18 protein-coding genes are annotated in these 23,149 nt (G+C 57.0%); 8 read left to right on the top strand and 10 right to left on the bottom strand.

The annotated features are described in order from the left end of the window. Positions 1 to 59 precede the first annotated feature (59 nt). On the top strand, positions 60 to 1,337 hold the full coding sequence (csiE, locus tag AC3WS9_RS06085; protein ID WP_492487305.1) for a stationary phase inducible protein CsiE: 1,278 nt from the start codon (positions 60 to 62) through the stop codon (positions 1,335 to 1,337). Here csiE and AC3WS9_RS06080 read toward each other — a convergent pair. From AC3WS9_RS06080 to AC3WS9_RS06065, 4 genes are all read right to left on the bottom strand, one after another. After that, a complete protein-coding gene (locus AC3WS9_RS06080; protein WP_285149789.1) occupies positions 1,332 to 2,480 on the bottom strand; it encodes a 3-phenylpropionate MFS transporter in 1,149 nt (382 codons plus the stop codon). The genes csiE and AC3WS9_RS06080 overlap by 6 nt on opposite strands. A gap of 72 nt (positions 2,481 to 2,552) precedes the next feature. Further along, on the bottom strand, positions 2,553 to 3,398 hold the full coding sequence (locus AC3WS9_RS06075) for an aldose 1-epimerase (RefSeq protein WP_492487303.1): 846 nt from the start codon (positions 3,396 to 3,398) through the stop codon (positions 2,553 to 2,555). Beyond that, a complete protein-coding gene (locus AC3WS9_RS06070) occupies positions 3,398 to 4,840 on the bottom strand; it encodes a sugar porter family MFS transporter (protein ID WP_285149787.1) in 1,443 nt (480 codons plus the stop codon). The genes AC3WS9_RS06075 and AC3WS9_RS06070 overlap by 1 nt, the downstream gene beginning before the upstream one ends. A 70-nt stretch (positions 4,841 to 4,910) precedes the next feature. After that, positions 4,911 to 8,183 (bottom strand): DUF5107 domain-containing protein, encoded by a 3,273-nt coding sequence (locus tag AC3WS9_RS06065; RefSeq protein WP_492487301.1) that lies wholly within the window; start codon positions 8,181 to 8,183, stop codon positions 4,911 to 4,913. 115 nt (positions 8,184 to 8,298) lie between these two features. Between AC3WS9_RS06065 and AC3WS9_RS06060 the strand changes: the two genes are divergently transcribed. From AC3WS9_RS06060 to chiQ, 5 genes are all read left to right on the top strand, one after another. Continuing rightward, entirely contained in the window at positions 8,299 to 9,498 is a 1,200-nt protein-coding gene (locus tag AC3WS9_RS06060) for an ROK family protein (protein WP_285149785.1), read from the top strand. 213 nt (positions 9,499 to 9,711) lie between these two features. After that, on the top strand, positions 9,712 to 11,103 hold the full coding sequence (locus AC3WS9_RS06055; protein ID WP_285149784.1) for an MFS transporter: 1,392 nt from the start codon (positions 9,712 to 9,714) through the stop codon (positions 11,101 to 11,103). Next, entirely contained in the window at positions 11,100 to 13,292 is a 2,193-nt protein-coding gene (locus AC3WS9_RS06050) for an alpha-galactosidase (protein ID WP_492487298.1), read from the top strand. The genes AC3WS9_RS06055 and AC3WS9_RS06050 overlap by 4 nt, the downstream gene beginning before the upstream one ends. Before the next feature lie 72 nt (positions 13,293 to 13,364). Then, positions 13,365 to 14,783 (top strand): OprD family outer membrane porin, encoded by a 1,419-nt coding sequence (locus AC3WS9_RS06045; RefSeq protein WP_492487296.1) that lies wholly within the window; start codon positions 13,365 to 13,367, stop codon positions 14,781 to 14,783. A 27-nt stretch (positions 14,784 to 14,810) separates the two neighbouring features. Next, positions 14,811 to 14,993: a ChiQ/YbfN family lipoprotein gene (gene chiQ, locus AC3WS9_RS06040; RefSeq protein ID WP_282494177.1), complete on the top strand. Its 183-nt coding sequence runs from the start codon at positions 14,811 to 14,813 to the stop codon at positions 14,991 to 14,993. Between the two features lie 90 nt (positions 14,994 to 15,083). On the opposite strand, the gene AC3WS9_RS06035 is transcribed toward chiQ, so the two are convergent. Next, positions 15,084 to 15,578, bottom strand: coding sequence for a DUF2569 domain-containing protein (locus tag AC3WS9_RS06035; protein WP_492487294.1), 495 nt, complete (start codon positions 15,576 to 15,578; stop codon positions 15,084 to 15,086). Positions 15,579 to 15,749: 171 nt separating this feature from the next. On the opposite strand from AC3WS9_RS06035, the gene AC3WS9_RS06030 reads away from it, so the two are divergent. Then, entirely contained in the window at positions 15,750 to 16,172 is a 423-nt protein-coding gene (locus AC3WS9_RS06030; RefSeq protein WP_285149780.1) for a DoxX family protein, read from the top strand. A 92-nt stretch (positions 16,173 to 16,264) separates the two neighbouring features. Here AC3WS9_RS06030 and glyA read toward each other — a convergent pair whose 3' ends face one another. Then, positions 16,265 to 17,518 carry a serine hydroxymethyltransferase gene (gene glyA, locus AC3WS9_RS06025; RefSeq protein WP_095282924.1) on the bottom strand — a complete coding sequence of 418 codons (1,254 nt, stop codon included), beginning with the start codon at positions 17,516 to 17,518 and terminating at the stop codon, positions 16,265 to 16,267. A gap of 304 nt (positions 17,519 to 17,822) precedes the next feature. Here glyA and hmpA point away from each other — a divergent pair, with 304 nt between their 5' ends. Further along, entirely contained in the window at positions 17,823 to 19,001 is a 1,179-nt protein-coding gene (gene hmpA / locus AC3WS9_RS06020) for an NO-inducible flavohemoprotein (RefSeq protein WP_492487292.1), read from the top strand. 105 nt (positions 19,002 to 19,106) lie between these two features. Here hmpA and glnB read toward each other — a convergent pair whose 3' ends face one another. The 4 genes from glnB to qseE form a co-directional block, all read right to left on the bottom strand. Then, the gene (gene glnB / locus AC3WS9_RS06015) at positions 19,107 to 19,445 is read right to left on the bottom strand and encodes a nitrogen regulatory protein P-II (RefSeq protein WP_002914032.1); all 339 of its coding nucleotides are present in this window, start codon (positions 19,443 to 19,445) and stop codon (positions 19,107 to 19,109) included. Positions 19,446 to 19,525: 80 nt separating this feature from the next. Next, on the bottom strand, positions 19,526 to 20,863 hold the full coding sequence (glrR, locus tag AC3WS9_RS06010) for a two-component system response regulator GlrR (RefSeq protein ID WP_282494174.1): 1,338 nt from the start codon (positions 20,861 to 20,863) through the stop codon (positions 19,526 to 19,528). Continuing rightward, positions 20,860 to 21,624, bottom strand: coding sequence for a two-component system QseEF-associated lipoprotein QseG (qseG, locus tag AC3WS9_RS06005; RefSeq protein ID WP_492487285.1), 765 nt, complete (start codon positions 21,622 to 21,624; stop codon positions 20,860 to 20,862). The genes glrR and qseG overlap by 4 nt, the downstream gene beginning before the upstream one ends. Next, positions 21,621 to 23,054 carry a two component system sensor histidine kinase QseE/GlrK gene (gene qseE / locus AC3WS9_RS06000; protein ID WP_282494172.1) on the bottom strand — a complete coding sequence of 478 codons (1,434 nt, stop codon included), beginning with the start codon at positions 23,052 to 23,054 and terminating at the stop codon, positions 21,621 to 21,623. Before qseE ends, qseG begins: the two co-directional genes overlap by 4 nt. Positions 23,055 to 23,149: the final 95 nt, after the last annotated feature.

Below are 23,149 nucleotides of genomic sequence, written 5' to 3'. Positions count from 1 at the left end.
CTTTCCTGCGCACATCCTTTAGCTATTCTTATCGAATACCCCTACTGGATACCCGACAGATGATGACGACACTCGAAAACCCATCTGTGCTTTCCAGTTCGCAGCGCCGCTGCCAGGTGCTTTTGATGCTTTACCTGCCAGGTTTTGCCGTCACCCCGCAAAGCATTATCGATATCAATGGGGTCGACGACGACATCGCACGGCAAGATATAGCCGAGACGCGCGATGAGATCCAGCGCTATCACCGGCTGAACATCGTGACGCATCATGACGGCAGCTTCCGAATTGAAGGTACGACGCTCGATCAACGCTTATGCCTGCTGCACTGGTTGCGCCGGGCACTGCGGCTTTGCCCGCATTTTATTAGCCAACAGTTTACCCCGGCGCTTAAAACGGAGCTTAAACAGCTCGGCATCGCGCGCACGCTGTACGACGACACCAACCTGCGGGCGCTGATCGGCTTCTGTTCGCGTCGCCTGCAGCGCCACTTCGAATGCCGCGACGTGCAGTTTTTGCAGCTCTACCTGCAATATTGCCTGATCCAGCATCATCTGGGGCAGACGCCGCAGTTGTCCCCCGTGCAGCGCCACTGGGCGCATTCGCGCGGTGAATACCTGGCGGCGCAGGAGATTGTCCGCCACTGGCAGCGCCGCGTGCACCAAAGCCCGCATGCGGATGAGCCGCTGTTTCTGTCGCTGCTGTTTATGATGCTGCGCACCCCCGATCCGCTGCGCGATGCCCATCAGCTGGACCAACGCCTGCGCCACGCCATCTCACGGATGATTGGCCGTTTTCGCGGCCAGACGGGAATGCGCTTTAGCGACGAACAGGGGCTGACGGATCAGCTCTACATCCACCTTTCCCAGGCGCTGGATCGCTCGCTGTTTGGCATCGGGATCGACAACAGCCTGCCGGAAGAGATTGGTCGCCTGTACCCGCGCCTGATGCGCACCACAAGGGACGTGCTGTTTGAAGTGGAAGCGGAATTCGGGCTGCGTTTTTCTGATGAAGAGATGAGCCTGGTGGCCGTGATTTTTGGTGCCTGGCTGATGCAGGAAACGGACCTGCATGAGAAGCAGGTCGTGTTACTGACGGGGGATGATAAAGCCTGCGAAGTGCTGATTGAGGGGCAGCTGCGCGAACTGACGCTGCTGCCGCTGAACATCCGCTATGTGTCGCTTCAGACGTTCCAGAAAGAGGGCGCACCGCGCGAGGCGGCGCTGATCATTACCCCTTACGCCACCGCCCTGCCGCTGTTCTCGCCGCCGCTGATCCACGCCGTTGAGACGCTCAACCCACAGCAGCAGGAACATATTCGCGCCATGCTGGAATCATAACGCCACGTTTTGCGCTGCCACTTTGGGACGAACCACCAGAGCCGGCAGCGCCACCAGCGCCATTACCCAGAACACGCCGTGGCCGAGATGCTGATACAAGAAGCCCGCGAACACCGTCATCACCGCAATACTGCCGCCCATCGCCACCGCCGAATAGACCGCCTGGAGACGAATCACTTCGCTGCCCTGACGCGCGGCGATGTAGCGCATCGCCGCCAGATGGCAGACGGTGAAGGTCCCGCAGTGCAGGATCTGAGCCACAATCAGCCAGGGCAACTCGGTGGTCCAGCCCATGATCCCCCAGCGCAGCACGCCGCACACGGCGGAGAGCAGGAGCAGATCGCGCGCGCCAAAGCGGCGGAACAGCTTTTTACTCAGCGCAAAAATGATGACTTCCGCCACCACGCCGAGCGACCATAAATACCCGACCGCCGAGGCGGAATACCCCGCGCCCTGCCAGTAAATCGCGCTAAAACCGTAGTACGCCGCATGCGCGCCCTGCAACAGACAAACGCAGGCGAGAAAACGCCAGCTTTGCTTAATCAGTGTGCTCCACGCAGCCCAGCCGGTGCTCTCCTGATGGCGGCTTTCGCCCTGCGGTTTGACCGAGGGTTGCAGCAGCATGCCCAGCAGCATCGAGGCAATACCCACGCTGAGCAGCGCCAGAATCGCCCGATAGTCATAGAGACTGACCAGCTTGCCGACCAGCGCCGAACCAATCACAAAGGCAACCGATCCCCACAGGCGCACGCGCCCGTAGTCCATCGTCACCTGTTTTTGCCAGGTGTTCGCCAGGGCATCCGTCAGCGGAACCAGCGGCGAGAAGAAGAGGTTAAAGCCGACCATTACCACCATCAGCCAGGCAAACTGCTGGCTGACCCAGAAGCCCGCGAGGAAGACCAGTGTGAGGAGCGCGAGAATGCGCATGGCTTTAATCAGCAGAGAGGGATCGCTGACGCGCGGCGCAATCAGCAGGCTGCCGAGGAATCGCGCCACCAGACCTGCGCCCAGCAGCACGCCGATGGTTTCCGGCGTCAGGCCGATACCTTTGAGCCACACGCTCCAGAAAGGCAGAAAAATACCGTAGCTAAAGAAGTAGGTAAAATAGCTGAGCGCCAGCCAGCGCGTGGAATGCAAACCCATGAATCCCTCCCGTTTTGGAGGCGCTAGTCTGGCGCTAAAAAGGGGCTGGCGCAAGCGTGTATTAACAGCCGATTAACAGGAACTTATCGCCGTATCGACGGCAATTTCCATCGCCAGACGGGTGCTTTCCCCCCGGCCTAACGCCACTAATCCTGGCTGTCCGGCCTGATGATGGGCGTTCACCGGATGGCTCTGGGGTTCGAGGCATAAGAATGATTCACCCGACATTCGAAACAGCATTAGCCACGGAGTTTGCGATGATAATGTGACCGTCATCACATCGCGCTGGATCTGCGCCACGCCGTTCCAGCCGGAATAGCCGACATTCAGCCAGCCGCTCTCGCCGTGTTTTGCATCGCTGAAGTCGATCGCCGGTGGAATCTCCCCCTGCCACGCCAGCGGCAGATGTTTCTCCCCTTCCGGCCAGTAGCCGCTGGCGGAAAACTGCACGCGGCTGTCCTCATCAAACACAAACCACGGATGAAAGCCGAGACCGTAGAGCATCGGGTTTTGGCCGAGGTGCGTGAGCGTCAGCTCCGCCCGAAGAACATTTTCCCGCAACTCGTAACGCAACCCGGCCAGATAGTCGAAACCGCAGGAGTGCTGGCTGCGAAGCAGAAGCAGGCACTCCGTGTCGGAGACGGATTCGACGGACCAGCGCTCGAACCAGCCGTTGCCGTGCAGGAAGAACTCATCATCAACCGGGCTGTGCGGCAGCGCAATCTCTTGTCCCCGAAACGAAAAGCGATTCCCGGCGACGCGGTTGGCCAGCGGCAGCATCGGGAACAGCGCGCTGTCGCCCTGATCCCACAGAACGGGCGTGTGATGTGTGAGGGAAAACAGCTCGCGCAGCCCGCCGCCCTGCGGATTGACGCTAAGGCGCAGATGCGCGTTTTGCAGCAGTAATGAGTCAGTCATCAGTGCACCCGCCCGGCATTCGCCGCGTGAGCGGTTTTGCTGTGCTGTTTCTCCAGCTGTTCTTCCAGCGCTTCGAGGGTCACGCCTTTGGTTTCCGGGACGTTACGCAGAATATAGAGGAACCCGGCCGCACAAATCACGCCGTAGAGCAGGAAGCTGCCCGCCGCGCCCAGCCCGGCATTGAGCAGCGGGAAAGTGTAGGTCAGCAGGAAACAGGCCACCCACAGGGCCAGCGTACCAAGGGACATCGCCAGGCCGCGCACGCGGTTGGGGAAGATTTCCGAGAGCAGCACCCAGGTGACCGGGGCCAGCGTCAGGGCGTAGATCGCTATCGCCGCCAGCACCAGCAGCAGGACCGGCCAGCCCATGATGTTCATCGCATAAGCGCTGGCGATCAGCACATAGATAATCGTCAGGCCCGATGCACCCAGCAGCATCAGCTTGCGGCGACCAATTTTGTCCACCAGCGGCAGCGCGGCGACGGTAAAGACGAGGTTGATAATGCCCGTCGCCACAATCGATTTCAGCGTGTCGTTGATATCAAACCCGGCGGAGGCGAAGATCTCCTGCGCGTAGTTGAAAATCACGTTGATCCCACACCACTGCTGGAACATCGCCAGCACCATTCCGATGATCACAATCGGTTTGATCTGCGGCTGCAGCAGCGTCGAGTAAGAGACTTTCTGGGTGTCTTTTTCCAGCGTATGGGCGATCTCTTTCAGCGTCTGACTGGCGTATTGCGCGGTGCCAATACGTTCCAGCATGGCGCGCGCGCGTTCCGGTTTGCCGACTTTCATCAGCCAGCGCGGGGATTCCGGCACGAAGAACATCAGCAGTAAAAAGGCCAGAGCGGGCACCAGCCCCGCGCCAAACATCCAGCGCCAGCCGATTTGCCCGTTCCAGCTGTGGAGGATGGTCTCCTGCGTTGCCCCTGCCGCTACCGGCTCGGCGATCATCAGGTTCACCAGCTGCGCAGCCAGCACGCCGACCACGATGGTGAGCTGGTTGATCGCCACAAAGCGACCGCGTTTTTCCGCCGGGCTAACTTCAGCGATGTAGAGCGGGCTGAGCGCCGAGGCAAGCCCAATCCCGATACCGCCGATAATGCGAAACACCACGAAAATCTCAAAATTGCTCGCCAGCGCCGTGCCCAGCGCCGAGATGCTGAACAGCAAAGCCGAGAGAATGAGTGGGCGCTTACGCCCCAGTTTGTCAGCGCACCAGCCGGAGATCAGCGCGCCCACAATACAGCCCACCAGCGCGGAGCTCATCGCCCAGCCGGACTGGGCCGGATCGGTTATCGAGAACCAGGCTTCATAGAAGGGTTTGGCCCCGCCGATCACCACCCAGTCGTAGCCAAACAGCAGCCCGCCGCAGGCGGCGACCAGGCAGATGGTCCAGACGTAGCCCATTTTCAGTTGTGTCTGTGCGTCATTATTCATCGTGATTCCTCTTTAAGGGAATGCAGGGAACAGAGGGTTAACAGGCGGGTTTCCCCGCCTGTCGTGTCAGTTAGTGAAAAATGCCAGCCGCCTGCGCGTGCTGAACGAAATGCGCTTTGTCGTGCGCCGGATTCAGGGTTAACAGGGTATCGAGGCACCGCTGGCTGGCGGTGAAATCCCCCAGTCCCGCGTGTCCGAGCGCCTCGATAAACAGGCAGTGCTGCTGATGCTGTAGCCCGGAGGGCGCGTCGAGCACCACCAGATCCGGCAGCGACACGGCAAAGAAATCGGCCTCAGGCACCTCGTCGTGATGCGCTTTCGCCCAGGCCAGGAACCCGTTGAAGTGACGCTCCGCCGCAGCACTGTCGCCCAGGGCGCGCATTGCCATTCCCTGCCAGAAGAGATAATCCGCAGGCTGGTCGTTATAGTAGCGCCCGGCATCGAGCGACGATCCGCCCTGCGCCGCGCGGGTGAAACAGCGCTGCGCCTCGGCCTGGCTGTCGAGCCGCGCGTGGCAGTACCCGAGCAGATACCCGATATCGTTATCCGTTTGTCCCGGCAGACGCCCTTCCCCGAGGTTATGCGGGTAGCGGAGCGCGGCCTGCAGCAGGTTTATCGCCTCAGCAAAATCCCCGCTGGCAATGTGCTGCAAAGCGCGATGCTGCTGGTTGAGTAGATACTGGCCGGTGACTTTGCCCTCCCCGCCCTCCCACGGGTGGAACTCACGGGTTTTGAGAACATTTGCCGCCTCGGCATAGCGCCCGGTCCCGTTCCACAGACTCAGCAGTTCCGCCGTCAGATCGTCGCGTTTCAGCGCCACGCTTTGCCGCGCAGTCAGCATGGCGAGGCGTTTTGCTACCGGCTGCCCGGTGAGTTTATTGAGGTAGTCGAGTTCAAACAGGAAGCGCGGATTTTCCGGTTCCAGCTCGACGGCGCGCTGCAGATATTGCTGCGCCAGCGCCAGATCGTGCTGTTTGTTCCAGGCGTAAATGCCAAGCAGACGCTGGGCAGGCGCGAACTGCGGCTCCCGTTGCAGAGTGAATTGCCAGCAGGCCACCGCCTCGTCATAGCGACGTTTGCTGTACCAGAAACAGCCCAGCTGATAGCGGGCAAACGGATCGTCCTGCAGGCTTTGCAGCATTTGCACTTCGTCGAGGGCGTTCGGGAAACGCACGCGATTGGATTCGCAGCGCCGCGCGGCAGTAAGGTAACGAGCGCGGGCATCCGGGTTTTCGCTTAAGGCCGCGCGCCACAGCAGCGGGAGCGTCTCCTGGCTGTCGAGCAGATCCAGCACCTCGCGCGCCGCATCGCTCATCCCCATCGACGTTAACCAGCCCGCCAGCACGCAGGCGTTGGCCCCGCGACAGCCTGTCACCTGACGCAGTTTTTCCCGCGCGACGTCATCCTGACCGATCGCCCAGCGCGCATAGTGCAGGGCGTAGCTGAGAGGATGGGTGTGCAGACCGGCATCGATAAACGCCAGCGCGTCCACTTCGCGCCCGAGTTTTGCCAGCGCCAGCGCCTTGAGCCCCATCGCCAGGTTATTGCTGGCATTGATCCCGAGACTGACCTCGACTTTTTCCAGCGCGTCGGGGTAGTCACCGCGTTTCATCGCCAGACGCGCCAGGGACCAGAACGCCGCGTCGCGACAGTTGCCGCTCCACGAGGCTTTGTAGTAGTGATCCCAGGCGTTGTCGTTATCGCCCTGACGCTCCAGCGCCGTTGCCAGAAGCTGGCTGGCCTCGCCATCGCGCGGATTTTTATTCAGACGATGCGCGCGAACCAGCGCCGCCTCGGCGCACTGCTGCGCCAGCGCCCAGTCGGCGCGGTTGAGCGCCAGCGTGCCGAGGGCGACGTTGTTGCGATAGTCATGCGCATCGAGTTCCAGCGCGCGGCGGTAGTAATCCTCCGCGTAACGGCTGGCGTGGTTGTACTGCTCCAGATGCTGGCCGATGAAATAGAGTTCATCGCCGTTGACGATGTTTTCCGGGAGCGCCGGTGCGGTGGCCGGTGCGGGCAGCGGCGTCTCTTCGGGAATGTGCTCCTGATAGCTCAGCAGCGTGCGGCCCGAGGCGTCTTTCACCGTCAGGGTTAAACGCGCGTCGTGGCCTGCCAGCGTCTGCTGGTGGCTCTCGCCCGGCATCAGGCTGAGGCGCGTTTCCCAGAGCGTTTGACCCTCGGCGCTCAGTTCGAGACTGACGTCCTCCAGCGGCGCGATGGCGTAAATCCCCAGCTCGATTTGCGGCGCGTGGCGCTCCAGTTTTAACGCCAGCTGGGTATTGGCGTTCTGCACCATGCCGAGATCGCTGTAGGGCAGGAAATTCTGCACGAACACTTTCTCTTCATACGGCGCGAGCCAGGTAAAATCCGGCTGGTTATCCGTAAAGACGCCGGTCATCAGCTCGATGTACGGGCCGTTTTCATCCGTCAGATGGCGATCCCAGGCGCGGCCAAACTCTTCATAGCCCCAGGTCCACTGCTTTTTGCCCGGTGACACGTGGTGATCGGCGACGTGCAGCAGGCCGCCGCGCTCGCCGTGGTGGTACGCCCCGACAAAATCGTAGTCAGATTTCTCGGCCATGTAGGATGTCGGCACCGGCACGTTTTTGTAGCGCGAGATATCCACGCCCGCCGAGTAGTCGACTTTGTAGTAGGTTCCATGAGCAATCGGGAAGGCAGAGACGTCGCGTTTACCGTGATCGAAGACCGCCGTTACGTCCGGCGGGAAGACGCTCTGATGATCATCCCCGCCCTTCACCGCCGGGTTGGCCCACCACAGGAAGTGGCGCGGCGTGGCGTTGGGGTTGAACACTTTGCCGGTGATTTCAATCAGGGCGCGATCCGGATAGAGGGTAAAACCGGTCATCACCTGCAGGCCGCGCATCGGTTCGGCCTCGCCCATCCAGACGGTTTGCGCACCGTTGTCGGCGGGCTGGATGGTGACATCGACGGGCATAAAGGTGGTCGGGCGATGGTGCTGCGGCCAGTTGAATTCGATCCCGCCGGAGATCCACGGCCCGAGCAAGCCCACCAGCGCAGGTTTAACCACTTCGTTGTAATAAACAAAATCGCGCGCTTTGACTTTGTCATAAGCACGGTGAATTCGTCCGCCCAGCTCCGGCAGCAGCATAATGCGGATAAAGTCGTTCTCCATCCACACCGCCTGGTACTCGCGCATTTCGCGTTTGCCCGTCAGGGTGTCGGTGACGCCATAGGGATAGACCGCGCCGGACGAACCCTGATAGACCCGCTTTTCAAGAAACATCGGGTTGGTGTCTTCGCTGCCTGTGGTCCAGGTGGGGAGAGAGAGAGTTTCTTGCCAGACTTTAACAACTCCGTACATAGCCATTCTCCAGTAAACAAATGTTAGTGAATGAGGGGATGGCAACAGTCTGGCGGAGAGTGATATGTTTTAATTGCTCAAAGCTCACGCAATACAGTTAACGAGGTTTAGTGAAATGCAGGAGTCAGGTCTGAACAATCAGCGGGTGCGACAGCTCAATCGCCAGACCCTGCTGAAACTGGTGTGGAAACACAAGCAGCTGAGTAAATCGCGCTTCGCGCAATTTACCGGTCTGTCGATTCCTGCGGTCAGCAAAATTCTCGACGAGCTGGTGGAGGACGGGAAACTGAGCCACTCCAGCGAAAATTTGAGCAGCAGAGGCTTGAACGGCGGCAGTTATCAAATCCCGCCGGAGGGCGATTACATTCTTTGCATGAATGTGACCCCCACCAGCATCGAAAGCCAGCTTTGCGATGCGCAGCTGTCGGCGCTGGGTGAGTTTGAGCGCCGCGCCATCTCCGCCCCCACGCCGCAGGCCCTGCTGGCGGCGATTGAAGCCATCTGGCAGCAGCAGTCCAGAAACTGGCCGCGAAAAACCATCAATCTGGCGCTGGGCATTCACGGCCAGGTCGACCCGGTGACCGGGGTGTCACAAACCATGCCGCAAGCGCCGTGGCGCGGGAACGTGGAGATCAAATATCTGCTGGAAGAGAAGCTGCGCGTGACGGTGAAACTGGATAACGACTGCGTGATGCTGGCCCTGGCGGAGAAGTGGCAAAACGCCCAGAACCGCGAGGATTTTTGCGTGATTAACGTCGATTACGGCATCGGCTCGTCGTTTGTGATCAACGGGCAGATCTATCGCGGGAATCTGTACGGCAGCGGGCAGATCGGGCACACCATCGTTAACCCGGATGGGGCGATGTGCGACTGTGGTCGCTACGGTTGCCTTGAGACGGTGGCCTCGCTTTCGGCCCTGAAAAAGCAGGCGCGGATCTGGCTCAAAAACCACCCTGCCTCCCCTCAGCAGGATCCTGAAACCCTGAGTTCGCAGCAGTTGGTCAAAGCCTGGCATGCGGGGGACGAACACGTGATGCGCTGGGTGGAGGAGTCGGCCCATGCGATTGGCCTGAGCCTGTATAACTTCCTCAATATTCTGAACATTAATCAAATCTGGTTTTATGGCCGCAGCTGCGGATTCGGCGAGAGCTGGCTTGAGGCGATTAAACAGCGCATCGGTTTTAATCCTTTCGATCACAGCGACGGCTTAAAACGCAATGCCACCCAGATTAACTTCGGCGGTTTAACCCGCGCCCAACAGGTGATGGGCATTGGTTATTTATATGCCGAAGCCGCGCTGGAAAATGAAGGCTAACGCGATTCAGCTTTTCATTTAATATATTTACCGGAGGAATGTTTTATTTCGACAAATAGTGTTTTAGCGTTTCGATTAGTAATCCGTGTTTACTGAAATATAAACTCCCGCGCAAAGTCCGTTTCATTTTTGCCTCCTACAATTGCCAGCATTCAATTCTCTCCGGGTTCAATAAAATGAATCCACGCTTCCTGGCAATTAGGAGTTTTCAGAATGGAATTAGCACAAGTCAATGAACAAAAGAGCGTGAATAAGGATAATTTCGCGAGCGACAGAGTCTCCTGGAGCACCGCTATTTCATACGGAATGGGAAGCTTTGGGGCAAATGTGATGTATGCCTTCATTGCTATCTACCTGATGCTGTATTACACCGACAGTTTTGGCATCAAAGCCGCGGCGGTGGGATTATTGTTTTTAATCGCTCGTCTTGTGGATGGCGCGACGGATATCGCCCTCGGTATTCTGGTGGATAATACCCACACAAAAATGGGGAAATTCCGCCCGTGGATTTTGGTCGGCAGTATTCTGGTTTCCCTGACCACCGTCGCCTGTTTTCTCAGTCCGAATCTTTCTGAGGCGGGAAAGCTGGTCTACGCCTACTCGACCTATATTTTGTGGAGTATTTGTTTCGCGATTATCGATATTCCTTACTGGTCGCTGTCTGCCGCCATCACGCAGAACCCCACCGAGCGCACCAAAGTGATTACTATCCCCAGAACCATTGCCACCTTTGGCTTCCTCTCCGTCAGCGCCTCGACGCTGTGGCTGGTGAAGTATGTCGGAAGCTGGTGGGCGGTCGCCATTATTTACAGCGTGGTGTTTCTGGTTTGCATGCTGATTACCTTTTTCGGCGTCAAAGAAAAGCATACGGTGCCGCGCAAAGAGCGTCAGAGTTTTAAAGGATTCTGGACGCTTCTAAAGCAGCACCGCCCGCTGCGCTTATTACTCATCGGGATGTTCTTATTAGAGATGATTGGCGTGATCCGCGGGACCTTTCAGCTTTACTTCTTTATCTATAATTTAAATGCCGAAATGATGTTAGGGGTTTTCCTGACGGTCTCAATGATTGCGCAGGTGTTAGGCGCCGTCGTTTCTCCGTTTATTTCTGCCAAAATAGGCAAAAAGAATACGGCTATTTACAGCAGCGCGGTCATGGCTTTGGCCTGTATGCTGTTATTCTTTTTCCAGTCAAATATCATAATGATTTTTATCGTCGGTGCCTTAGCGCCCTTCTGCGGCGGAATTGGACAAATCTCCCTCTATTCTATGGTCGCAGACTGTGTGGAATACGGTGAATGGCGCAGCGGTAACCGCTCGGAAGGTATGGTCTTTTCCCTCAATATTTTTAAAACCAAACTCTCCGGAGCCATTGGCGGCGCAATCGGCGGATTTATGCTTTCATGGGCCGGATATATTCCGCATCAGGTTCAGGCGAGCGAAACCGCCATGTGGATTGGCCTGTTATTTACCCTTATTCCGGGCGTACTAACTCTGTTAAGTCTGGTCCCGCTGGCCCGCTACGAAATTACGGAAAAACGCTTCTACGAAATTCTGAGCGATATCCATCAGCGTAACGCCGCGTCCTCAGTCGAGGTGAAAGCATGATTATCTGGAACCCTGAGAAACAGTTTTTCCACCTGCAGAACAGCCAGACAAGCTATGTGATCGGGATTGCGCATCAGCGTTACCTGGTTCACTGCTACTGGGGGAAACGTATTGCCGACTGTTCACAGCCGCATGATTACCCGACGCTCGACCGGTCATCATTCTCCCCCGCGCCGGCGGGCTGGCCGGACAGAACCTTTTCGCTGGATACGGTGTTGCAGGAGTATCCCGGTCACGGCGCGGGCGACTATCGCGAACCGGCCTTTGAAGTGCGCTATGCCGACGGGCATCAGGTGTCGAATCTGCACTACGTCTCGCATCGGATCCTGCCGGGCAAACTCGCGCTCGACGGGCTGCCTGCGACATGGGTCAGTTCGCCGGAGGAGGCACAAACGCTGATCGTCACCATGGCCGATCCCGTCACGCTCCTGCAGGTCGAACTCAGCTACACGATTTTTCGCGATCTGCCGGTGGTGACGCGCCACGCGCGGATCACAAACCCTGGCGACACACCGCTGCGCCTGCTGCGCGCCCTGAGCTGTTCGCTGGATTTCCCCGACAGCGAGTTTGAGCAGATCCAGTTCCCCGGCGCGTGGGCGAGAGAGCGTCAGCTGCATCGTCAGCCGCTGAACCCCGGCATAACGGTGCTCGACAGCAAGCGCGGCGCGAGCAGTACTCATCAGCAGCCGTTTATTGGCCTGGTTCGTCCGCAGACTAGCGAAATGCAGGGCGAAGCGTGGGGGTTGCATCTGGTCTACAGCGGCAACTTTACCGCCCGCACGGAAGTGGATGCGTATCAACAGACCCGCGTTCAGCTCGGGATTAACCCCCATGGTTTTGGCTGGGAGCTGCAGCCCGGCGACAGTTTCCAGACGCCAGAGGCGGTGCTGGCCTGGTCGGACGCGGGGCTGAACGGGCTTTCCCATGCGCTACACACACTCTATCGCGACCATCTGGTGCGCGGCCCCTATCGCCATCAGACCCGCCCGGTTCTAGCCAACAACTGGGAGTCGACCTACTTCGATTTCAATGAAGAGAAATTGCTTCGCTTTGCGCACAACGCCAAAGCGCTGGGCGTGGAGCTGCTGATGCTCGACGACGGCTGGTTCGGCGAGCGCAATGGAGATACGTCGTCGCTCGGCGACTGGTTTGTGAACCGGCAGAAATTCCCCAACGGCCTGCGCCCGCTGATCGACCAGGTCCATGCCCTTGAGATGAAATTCGGCCTGTGGTTTGAGCCGGAAATGGTGTCGGGGCGAAGCGAGCTGTTTGCGAAGCACCCGGACTGGATCCTGAATGCGGGCGATCAGCCGCTGTCCGAAGGGCGGAACCAGTACATCCTGGATTTGGGCCGCCCGGAGGTGCGCGACAATATTCTTGAACAGCTGAGCACTTTTCTCGCCAGCCATCCCGTGGATTACATCAAGTGGGATATGAACCGCAACATGACCGAAGTCGGCTCGTCGACGGCGCGGGCCGCACAGCAGCAGGAGACGGCGCATCGTTACATGCTGGGTCTGTATGCCCTGCTCGAGGCGCTGACCACCCGCTTCCCGCACATTCTGTTTGAGTGCTGCGCGGGCGGCGGCGGGCGGTTCGATCCGGGGATGCTGTTTTATATGCCGCAGGCCTGGGTCAGCGACAATACGGATGCGGCCTCGCGGGTGCACATCCAGTACGCCACCAGCATGCTCTACCCGCCGGTTATGCAGTGCGCCCATGTTTCCGAAGTGCCTAATCATCAGATGGGGCGATCCACCAGCATGGAGATGCGCGGGGCCGTCGCCATGAGCGGGAACTACGGTCTGATGCTCGACCTGATGCACAGCAACGCCGAGCGCGATGACGCCGTGCGCCAGCAAATCGATTTCTACAAACAGCACCGCGAACTGCTGCAGTTCGGCACCTTCTGGCGGCTAATCTCGCCCTGGGAAAACCCGGATTTCGCCGCCTGGATGTTCGTCTCCCCCGATCGCAGCGAAGCCCTGCTGATGGCCTTTTCACTGGTGAGCCGCGCCTCGGCCCCCCTGCGCAAAATTCACCTCGCCGGGCTGGATCCTGACGCGCAGTACAAACTGGACGATCGGCTTCTGGGCGGAGATGAGCTGATGTATCGCGGGATCTTCGTCGACCCGCCGCTTAGCCGGGATTACGTCAGCCGCATCTGGCACTTAAGGCGTCAGCCTTAACATTCGGGGGCGTCCGCCCCCTTCATCGTGCTGTTCTGATTATCGATCTTCACATGGAAGAGGAGTAACCCTATGCACTTTTTGCGCCCTACTGCGCTGCTTGCCGCCCTGTTTGTGAGCTTGACCACACTGACCTTTTCAGCCCCCGCGAAGGCGGAGGGATTTGTTGATGATTCCCATCTCACCGGCGGGATTTACTATTCCCAGCGCTATCGCGATAAGCGCGATATGACCGTCGGCAGCGAGGATTATGGGCATTACGTGGAAGATCTCCACCATGCCACCTTTAACGCCAATCTCGATTTCGTCTCCGGGTATGCGGCGGATCTGATTGGGCTCGACGTGGCCGGTTTTGCCGCCGCCAACCTCGCCACCGGCAGTGCGGCGCATCCGAACGAAATCAGCCTCAGCTCGGCCAATCAGCGCTGGGGCGAGGACTGGTCCGGCGATAAGGGCGGTTTCAACCTCTATAAAGCAGCCCTGAAAATGAAGTATGACGATTACTGGATGCGCGCGGGCTACATTCAGCCGTCCGGCCAGACGCTGCTCGCCGTGCACTGGGGCTTTGTGCCCGGTGCCTATCAGGGCGCAGAGATTGGCGGTAACTGGGACTTTGGCGAGCACGGCGCGCTGTCGAGTTCTTACCTGTGGTCGGATAAATACAAAGCCCCGTGGTACACGGAGATGTACGAGTTCCGGGCAGCGGATAACACCACCAAAATCGATTACGTTCACTCCCTTGGCCTGCGGTACGACTTTAAAAACAAGCTGGTGCTGGAGGCCTCGATGGCTCAGGCGGCGGATTTTATGGATCAGTATTTCGGCAAAGTATCGTACAGCTTCCCGGTGGCCGGAAATGACCTTCGCGTCAGCTATCAGTTCTACGGCGCTAAAGACAAAGTGGGCGATAACACCATCGCCGCCTACGGTTCGGTCAACGATGAGTACGACGGCCTGGCCTGGCTGCAGGGCATCACCCTCGGTTACACCCTGGATACGCTGGATTTTCGCCTCGAAGCCCAGACCGTAAAAGCAGACGGCAATCAGGGCTTCTTACTGCAACGTATCACCCCAGCCTATGCGAGCTCTAACGGACGACTGGATATCTGGTGGGATGCGGCCTCTGACTTTGATGCCAACGGGGAAACCTCGGCCTTCGCCGGAGTGACCTATGACCTGAAAAATTACGATCTGCCCGGCTGGGCGATTGGCGCGGGCTACGCCTACGGCTGGAACGGTAAACCCTGCACTACCTGTACCGTCGACGGCAAACTGGCCGATCAGAGCCAGCGCATCGATGAATCCGCCTGGACATTCAATATCGCCCACACGGTGCAGACCGGCCGCCTGAAAGGCACGCTGTTTAATCTGCACTACATCAACTACGACAACCACGGCAGTAACCCCAACTACAGCGGCGGTTACAACAACATGTTCCAGGACGAAATCGATATCAAATTTAACGTGATTGCGCCATTCACGATCTTTTAATCGCCGACACTGCACAGGAGAAAAGTGATGAAAATAAGTGGCATAGTGATGAGCATTTTACTGCTGGCAGGCTGCCAGACCCCACCGTCAGAACGGACCCCGGAGACCATTTCGCCGACGGATTATCAGGCCTGTATTCAGGCCGCCAAAAGCGGGAACGGCGCGGAAAGCGAGGCGAAGTGTGAGAGGGTGATGGAGGATACGCGCTAAGGGTTAAGCGGCTGATTATTTGGTCTTATGGCGGAAGTATTTACCCGATACAGAAAAAATGATCGGTATCGGGTATTTATAAAGGACGCACTAGCGACAGAATACCTCGTTAATGCGTTCTGATTTCAGGAAATAAGGTATCCAGATGACTGCCGCTATTACAGATGTCGTTGCAAAAGAGATATCTTTGCTATTCATCTTTGCGTCGTAAAAACAGACTGGAATACCATAATAATAGAGAACAGATATCATTCCGGCCAGATAATAAGCAATCATCAAGATGCGAGTATGTTTTTTCTTTTTAAAAAAGCACCAGCTTGCACATACGGTTATCACGAAGTGAAGTATCGTCAAGGCCATATAGCCAGCATCAAACCAGTTTATCCTGTTGGCATAGGGCCAGACACCGATCATCGCCGCGATAATCCCTAGCACGCCTAAGAGTAACAGGCCGAGGTTAATCGTTAATCCCGCAGCGGGAAGATACAGAAATCCATTAATTTGCTTCAAAAAAACACGTTCACACGGGTCGCAAAGCCCTGACCCTTTATTGGCTTCCTGCTGCTGACATTCAATGCAATGCATGTGTATTCCCTTACCAAAGAAAAAAGCGGATTTTACACACCTCCCGTATGCAATGCCGCAGTCTCAGGAATTAAAATCACTCATTTGTCTGATTCGGGATCAAAACACGAATGGCGATTTCACGAGTTGTGTATTAGCTTTAAAATATGCCCCCTCAATAACGAGCCTGCCATGAACACTCTACGCTATTTCGATTTCGGTCAGTCCCGCTCGCTGGTTCTGCTGATTGCACGTATCGCGGTTGTTGTGTTGTTTATTATTTTTGGTATTCCGAAAATGACCGGGTTTGATGGAACGGTGCAATATATGACGTCCCTCGGCGCACCGATGCCGATGCTGGCGGCGATTATTGCGGTGATCATGGAAGTGCCCGCCGCGATTTTGATTGTGCTCGGATTCTTTACCCGACCGCTGGCGGTGTTATTCGTCTTCTATACGCTGGGGACGGCGGTGATTGGTCACCATTACTGGGATATGAGCGGCGATGCGGTGATGCCGAACATGATTAACTTCTACAAGAACGTCAGTATTGCCGGGGCGTTTCTGTTACTGGCGGTAACCGGGCCGGGGGCGATATCGATTGACCGTCGGTAAAACCCTGCCCGATGGCGCTTCGCTTATCGGGCCTACATTCGCAGACAATAAAAAAGGCCGCTTACGCGGCCTTTTTTAATTGAAGCAATAACTTACGCGTACACAGGGAAACGTGCGCAGATATCCAGCACTTTACCTTTGATACGTTCGATCACAGCTTCGTCGTTGATGTTGTCGAGAACATCACACATCCAGCCAGCCAGCTCTTTCACTTCGGCTTCTTTGAAACCGCGGCGAGTCACAGCCGGAGAACCAATACGGATACCGGAGGTCACAAACGGGCTCTTCGGATCGTTTGGAACGCTGTTTTTGTTGACGGTGATGTTAGCACGACCCAGCGCGGCATCAGCTTCTTTACCGGTCAGGTTTTTGTCCACCAGATCCAGCAGGAACAGGTGGTTCTCAGTGCCGCCAGAAACCACTTTGTAGCCGCGGTTCAGGAACACTTCCACCATTGCTTTGGCGTTTTTGGCAACCTGCTGCTGGTAGACTTTGAACTCTGGCTCCATCGCTTCTTTCAGCGCCACTGCTTTGGCCGCGATTACGTGCATCAGCGGGCCGCCCTGTGCGCTTGGGAACACGGCAGAGTTCAGTTTCTTATACAGATCTTCGTCACCGCCTTTCGCCAGGATCAGGCCGCCGCGCGGACCCGCCAGGGTTTTGTGGGTGGTGGTGGTCACGACGTGCGCGTGTGGAACCGGGTTCGGGTAAACGCCTGCCGCGATAAGACCAGCAACGTGTGCCATATCCACGAACAGGTATGCGCCGATGCTGTCTGCGATTTCACGCATTTTTGCCCAGTCAACCACGCCGGAGTAAGCAGAGAAACCACCGATGATCATCTTCGGTTTGTGGGTCTGCGCCTGCTTCGCCATGTCTTCGTAGTCAATTTTGCCGGACTCATCAATACCGTAAGGGATGATGTTGTACAGTTTGCCGGAGAAGTTAACCGGGGAACCGTGAGTCAGGTGGCCACCCTGCGCCAGGTTCATACCGAGAACGGTATCGCCCGGCTGCAGCAGCGCGGTGTAGACCGCGAAGTTAGCCTGAGAACCAGAGTGCGGCTGAACGTTAGCGTAGTCTGCGCCGAACAGCTCTTTTGCACGGTCAATCGCCAGTTGTTCAACGATATCAACGTATTCGCAACCGCCGTAGTAGCGCTTGCCCGGGTAACCTTCTGCATATTTGTTGGTCAGCTGAGAACCCTGCGCCTGCATCACGCGCGGGCTGGTGTAGTTCTCGGAGGCGATCAGTTCGATGTGCTCTTCCTGACGTACTTTTTCCTGCTCCATAGCCTGCCACAGTTCGGCATCATAATCGGCAATGTTCATTTCACGCTTTAACATCCGCATCTCCTGACTCAGCTAACAATAAAATTTGGCCTAAAAAAGGCTGTCCTGATAGACGACGGGCAACAGTATAACCGAATAGTGTTGCGATAACAGGTCTTGACAAAGGATTTTACGCAAACGTTTACCTCCACGCCACGCAAGGGTTTGAGGAATAAAGACCTCGTGCTTTTCAATGGATTTCTTTTCAGGTTTGTGATGCAACTATTTCATGATGCAAAGAACCATTTACAACACAGGGTTATTTTTTATAAGATGCATTTAAAATACATCATTAAAATAACCGTCAAAGGAAGTTGCTATGTTAGACGCTCAAACCATCGCTACAGTGAAAGCCACCATTCCCCTGCTGGTCGAAACCGGCCCTAAACTCACCGCCCATTTTTACGATCGTATGTTTGCGCATAATCCGGAGCTCAAAGAGATTTTCAACATGAGCAACCAGCGCAACGGCGATCAGCGCGAAGCCCTGTTTAACGCCATCGCCGCCTATGCCAGCAATATTGAAAATCTGGCTGCGCTGCTGCCTGCCGTTGAGAAAATCGCCCAGAAGCATACCAGCTTCCAGATTCAGCCCGAGCAATATGACATCGTCGGCGGCCATCTGCTGGCGACGCTGGACGAGATGTTCAGCCCGGGTCAGGACGTGCTGGACGCCTGGGGTAAAGCCTACGGCGTGCTGGCCGGCGTGTTTATCAATCGTGAAGCGCAGATCTACAGCGAGCACGCCACAAAAAACGGCGGCTGGGAAGGCACGCGCGCGTTCCGTATCGTGGAGAAGACCCCACGCAGCGCGCTTATCACCAGCTTTGAATTTGAGCCGGTCGACGGGCAGCCGGTCGCGGATTATCAGCCGGGCCAGTATCTCGGCGTGTGGCTGAAGCCTGAAGGCTTCCCGCATCAGGAAATTCGTCAATATTCTCTGACTCGTCAAGCGAACGGCAAAGGCTATCGCATTGCGGTGAAACGTGAAGACGGCGGTCAGGTCTCTAACTGGTTGCATAACCACGCCAGCGTTGGTGATGTGGTGCATCTGGCGGCTCCGGCGGGTGATTTCTTTATGGCGGTGGAAACGAATACGCCGGTGACGCTGATCTCAGCGGGTGTCGGACAAACGCCGATGCTGGCGATGCTGGATACCCTCGCGGCGTCAAACCACAGTGCGCAGGTTAACTGGTTCCACGCGGCACAAAACGGCCAGGTACATGCTTTTGCTGACGAAGTGAAAACGCTGGGTGCCACGCTGCCGCGCTTCGCGTCTCACGTCTGGTTTAATCAGCCTGAAAGCGGAGACCGGTTTGATAGCGCAGGGCTGATGGATTTACGGACTCAGGAAGGGTTGTTCAGCGATCCGGCGATGCAGTTTTATCTTTGCGGTCCGGTCGGGTTTATGCAGTTTGCAGCGGGTCAGTTGGTTGAGCTGGGTGTGAATGCAGAGCAGATTCATTACGAATGCTTTGGTCCGCATAAGGTTCTGTAAGCCAAACAAAGCCGGGTGGCGCTGCGCTTACCCGGCCTACTCGCTGAGATTTTGTAGGCCGGGTAAGGCGAAGCCGCCACCCGGCAATCACAACGGAGCTAAGGGTTAAATCGCCGCGTCGTCTTCTTCACCCGTACGAATACGGATCACGCGCGCCACATCAAAGACGAAGATCTTGCCGTCACCGATTTTACCGGTCTGCGCCGTGCGGATAATGGTATCCACGCAGGTATCCACGATATCGTCGGTCACCACAATTTCGATTTTCACTTTCGGCAGGAAATCCACCATGTACTCTGCGCCACGGTACAACTCGGTATGACCTTTCTGGCGACCAAAGCCTTTCACTTCGGTGACTGTCATCCCGGTGATACCGACTTCCGCCAGCGCTTCACGCACATCATCCAGTTTGAAAGGTTTAATAATCGCATCAATCTTTTTCATGGTGGGTCCTTAAACGCTCGCCTGTCTGTAGCCTCGTAATCGATTGCTCACAGTATCATAGTCAGTCAAATTTTGCGGTACTACTCTTTAAAATCGTTCGCTTCCAGCTCGTGGCGCGACAGCAGTTTGTAGAACTCGGTGCGGTTACGTCCGGCCATGCGCGCGGCGTGGGTGACGTTGCCTTTGGTGATCTGCAGCAGCTTGCGCAGATAGTTGAGCTCGAACTGGTTACGCGCTTCGACGAAGGTCGGCAGCGCCGTGTTTTCGCCCTCCAGCGCCTGGTCCACCAGCGCATCGCTGATCACCGGCGAAGAGGTGAGCGCCACGCACTGCTCGATCACGTTCACCAGCTGACGCACGTTGCCCGGCCAGCTGGCGGTCATCAGACGTTTCATCGCATCGGTTGAAAACGCGCGTACGAAAGGTTTATGCCGATCGGCCGACTGACGCAGCAGATGGTTTGCCAGCAGCGGAATATCTTCTGAACGCTCGGCGAGTGCGGGGATTTTCAGGTTCACGACGTTGAGGCGATAGTAGAGATCTTCGCGGAACTCTTTGCGCTCCATCGCTTTCGGCAGATCGCGGTGCGTTGCGGAAATGATGCGCACGTTGATGTCGATATCCCGGTTACTGCCGAGCGGGCGCACTTTGCGCTCCTGCAACACGCGCAGCAACTTCACCTGCAGCGGCGCGGGCATGTCACCAATCTCATCGAGGAACAGCGTGCCGCCTTCTGCCGCCTGGAACAGCCCTTCCCGGCTGCTGACCGCGCCGGTAAAGGCTCCGCGCGCATGGCCAAAGAGTTCCGATTCCAGCAGTTGCTCCGGCAGCGCGCCGCAGTTGATGGCGATAAAGGCATTTTTACTGCGCGGGCTGGCGTTGTGGATCGCCTGGGCCAGAATCTCTTTCCCGGTCCCGCTCTGGCCGTTGATCAGCAGGCTGACGTCCGACTGGGCGACCATCCGCGCCTGCTCCAGCAGGCGCAGCATTATAGGGCTGCGCGTGACAATCGATTCGCGCCACTTCTCATCCACCGACGGGGCGGAGTGTTCCAGCGCATCGTCAATAGCTTTATAAAGCGCGTCTTTGTCCACCGGTTTGGTCAGGAAGCTGAATACGCCCTGCTGGGTGGCGGCGACCGCATCCGGGATTGAGCCGTGAGCGGTGAGGATAATCACCGGCATGCCCGGCTGCAGCTTCTGGATTTCGACAAACAGCTGCATCCCGTCCATCTCGTCCATGCGCAGATCGCTTATCACCAGATCGACCTTCTCACGGCCCAGCGCTTTCAGCCCTTCCGCGCCGCTTTCGGCGGTGACCACGCTGTAACCTTCGCTGACCAGACGCATTCCCAGCAGCTTGAGCAGGCCGGGATCGTCATCCACCAGCAGGAGATGGGCAGGTTTGCGGCTTGTCATGGCTTCTCGTCCTCTTGTTTCGGCGTCTCGCTCTCCTGCTCCGGCGATTTGGCGGGCTGCGCAGTGCCTTTTGTATTATCCGGCAAATAGTTGCTGGAGGGCTTGCGGGTGGAGAGCTGCCGTTCAATATCCGTCAGGTTTTCCAGCTTGCGGGTGGTGGTATCAAGCTGGGAGCGTAAATATTGCTGCTGCTGGCGCAGGGTATCCAGTTCGCCGTCCGCAGACTGTTGCAGCTTGCTGTAGCGCGAACGCTCTTCGGCGAGCTGTAACTGCAGTACCTGCCCGTCGCGCCACAGCTGATACAGCGGGCGAATTTGCGCGGGGATCTGCGGGCTGAGCGCATCCATACGCGAAGTATTGTTGCGACGCTCAACCGGATTGATTTTGGCATTAGCCAGCAGGATGCCGCGCTTGAAGGTGTCCTGCCAGGTGTCGTCGGCCCACTGATGAGCCTGCGCGCGGGCCACGGCGGGGGCTAAACGCTCGGCGCAATCCATGCCGCGCAGCCAGAACAGCGGGTTGGATTCGACATCATGGCCGCTGAGCTGCCAGATGTTATCGCAGTCGGTCGACAGGAAATCCGCCAGCTGATGCTCAGGGTATTTGTCGTCTTGTTTATCGCTGATCGCGCTTTTTGGCGTGTGCGGCACACAGCCCGCCAGCAGTAAGCATGGCAGACCGATTCGTAAAATTTTGCTGGAAAACGTCGCGCTAAACGCGCGGAAAAAGACGTGTGACATACTCACCAGACTTAGATTCATTTCATTGATTTTTCCGGCTCAAGGGGCAGCTCAATGCGAAAACAGACATCCGCGCGGTCGTCGTGGGAGATGTACAACTCCCCGTGCATGCGCCTGATGCAATCGCGGGCAATGCTTAAGCCCAAACCGCTCCCTTTTACCGCACCTTTTCGCTGATGACTTCCCTGGAAAAAGGGCTCAAAAATCATCTTCTGTTCGTCATCCGGAATAGGACTACCGGTGTTGGCGACGTCAATACAGACCCGTGAATTGTGGGTAAAACTGCGAATATAAATGTTACCGGATTCAGTACCATAGTGCACCGCATTGGAATAAAGATTATCCAGCACACTCATTAATAGCATAGGTTCGGCAAAACAGACTGGCTCCTGGAGATCCAGCTCGGTATGCATCATTTTAGCTCGCGCAGGCAGGCTGTGGGCGGAGAGCACCATATCGACCAGCGGTTCTATCTCCACTTTTTCCAGTTCGACGGCACCGTCGGCCAGTTTGCGATTGTAATCAAGCAGTTGTTCAATCAGCTTTTGCAAGTTGCGGCTGCTGTCATCCAGGATTTCGACAATCTCTTTTTGTTCGGTGGTCAGCGGCCCGGCCACTTCGTCGGCCAACAATTCGGTACCTTCGCGCATACTGGCGAGAGGTGTTTTCAGTTCATGAGAGATGTGACGCAAAAACTGATGACGCTGAGATTCCAGCCACTGAAGACGTTCCGAGAGCCAGATGATGCGCTGCCCAACGGAGCGCAGCTCGCGTGGCCCTTTGAATACGACGGTGTTGCCGAGAGACTTGCCCTCCCCCAGACGGTTGATCATCCGTTCGATGCCTTTCACCGGGCCGATGATCATTCGGGTAAAGAGTAGCACCAGCCCGAGGCTGACCAGAAACAGCACCAGCGCCTGCCAGCCAAAGAACTGACCGCGCTCAGCGATCTCCTGCTGTAATTGCAGCCCACGAGATGAAATCACCGCGCGAGTGGATTGCACCATCTCGGTGTTGGCGCTGGCAAAGGCTTCGAGCTTAGCGGTAGCGACCTCATCCGGGCCGCTGTTTTTGCACTGCAGCTGCCCCAGGTCGTTCAGATCCTGGCGCAGCGCCTGATAGAGTTTGTCATCGGGGAGCACGCCTGCATGGGCGTCCAGCATTTCGCTGTAGCGTTTGCGCTGGTTCTGATAGACCTTCGCCAGCGTGCGGTCGTCGAGCACGCAGTACTGACGATAGCTGCGCTCCATCTCCAGCGCGGCGTTGGTCATCGCCTCGCTGCGGCGGGCATCAACCAGCGTGGTGCGGTTGGTTTGCGCCGCCTGGGCGCTGAGCGCATTGAGGCTTTGCCACGCCTGCCAGGCCAGAACCAGCAGCGGTAACAGGATCAGCAAGAATGCCATCATAACGAGCTGTCGCAGGGAGCGAGGGAAAATTGACCAGCGTTTCAACGCATGACTCTCTCAATGTGGGTGTTGAGTGATGCTAACTGAGTCAGCCCTTTAGATACAACAAAGCCGGGTAAAAACCCGGCTTTGTTGTGAAA

It is taken from the genome of Lelliottia sp. EB106-05-01-XG201 (assembly GCF_058791735.1).
This window is presented reverse-complemented; position numbering and strand designations above follow the sequence as displayed.

Coding starts and splice junctions, on each gene's coding strand:
- AC3WS9_RS06080 (WP_285149789.1), bottom strand. CDS start 2,480: ATGGGTTTGCATTCCACGCGCTGGCTGGCGCTCAGCTATTTTACCTAC.
- AC3WS9_RS06055 (WP_285149784.1), top strand. CDS start 9,712: ATGGAATTAGCACAAGTCAATGAACAAAAGAGCGTGAATAAGGATAAT.
- glrR (WP_282494174.1), bottom strand. CDS start 20,863: ATGACAAGCCGCAAACCTGCCCATCTCCTGCTGGTGGATGACGATCCC.
- qseG (WP_492487285.1), bottom strand. CDS start 21,624: ATGAATCTAAGTCTGGTGAGTATGTCACACGTCTTTTTCCGCGCGTTT.
- AC3WS9_RS06060 (WP_285149785.1), top strand. CDS start 8,299: ATGCAGGAGTCAGGTCTGAACAATCAGCGGGTGCGACAGCTCAATCGC.
- AC3WS9_RS06030 (WP_285149780.1), top strand. CDS start 15,750: ATGAACACTCTACGCTATTTCGATTTCGGTCAGTCCCGCTCGCTGGTT.
- chiQ (WP_282494177.1), top strand. CDS start 14,811: ATGAAAATAAGTGGCATAGTGATGAGCATTTTACTGCTGGCAGGCTGC.
- AC3WS9_RS06035 (WP_492487294.1), bottom strand. CDS start 15,578: ATGCATTGCATTGAATGTCAGCAGCAGGAAGCCAATAAAGGGTCAGGG.
- glyA (WP_095282924.1), bottom strand. CDS start 17,518: ATGTTAAAGCGTGAAATGAACATTGCCGATTATGATGCCGAACTGTGG.
- glnB (WP_002914032.1), bottom strand. CDS start 19,445: ATGAAAAAGATTGATGCGATTATTAAACCTTTCAAACTGGATGATGTG.
- AC3WS9_RS06065 (WP_492487301.1), bottom strand. CDS start 8,183: ATGTACGGAGTTGTTAAAGTCTGGCAAGAAACTCTCTCTCTCCCCACC.
- AC3WS9_RS06070 (WP_285149787.1), bottom strand. CDS start 4,840: ATGAATAATGACGCACAGACACAACTGAAAATGGGCTACGTCTGGACC.
- csiE (WP_492487305.1), top strand. CDS start 60: ATGATGACGACACTCGAAAACCCATCTGTGCTTTCCAGTTCGCAGCGC.
- AC3WS9_RS06045 (WP_492487296.1), top strand. CDS start 13,365: ATGCACTTTTTGCGCCCTACTGCGCTGCTTGCCGCCCTGTTTGTGAGC.
- AC3WS9_RS06075 (WP_492487303.1), bottom strand. CDS start 3,398: ATGACTGACTCATTACTGCTGCAAAACGCGCATCTGCGCCTTAGCGTC.
- AC3WS9_RS06050 (WP_492487298.1), top strand. CDS start 11,100: ATGATTATCTGGAACCCTGAGAAACAGTTTTTCCACCTGCAGAACAGC.
- hmpA (WP_492487292.1), top strand. CDS start 17,823: ATGTTAGACGCTCAAACCATCGCTACAGTGAAAGCCACCATTCCCCTG.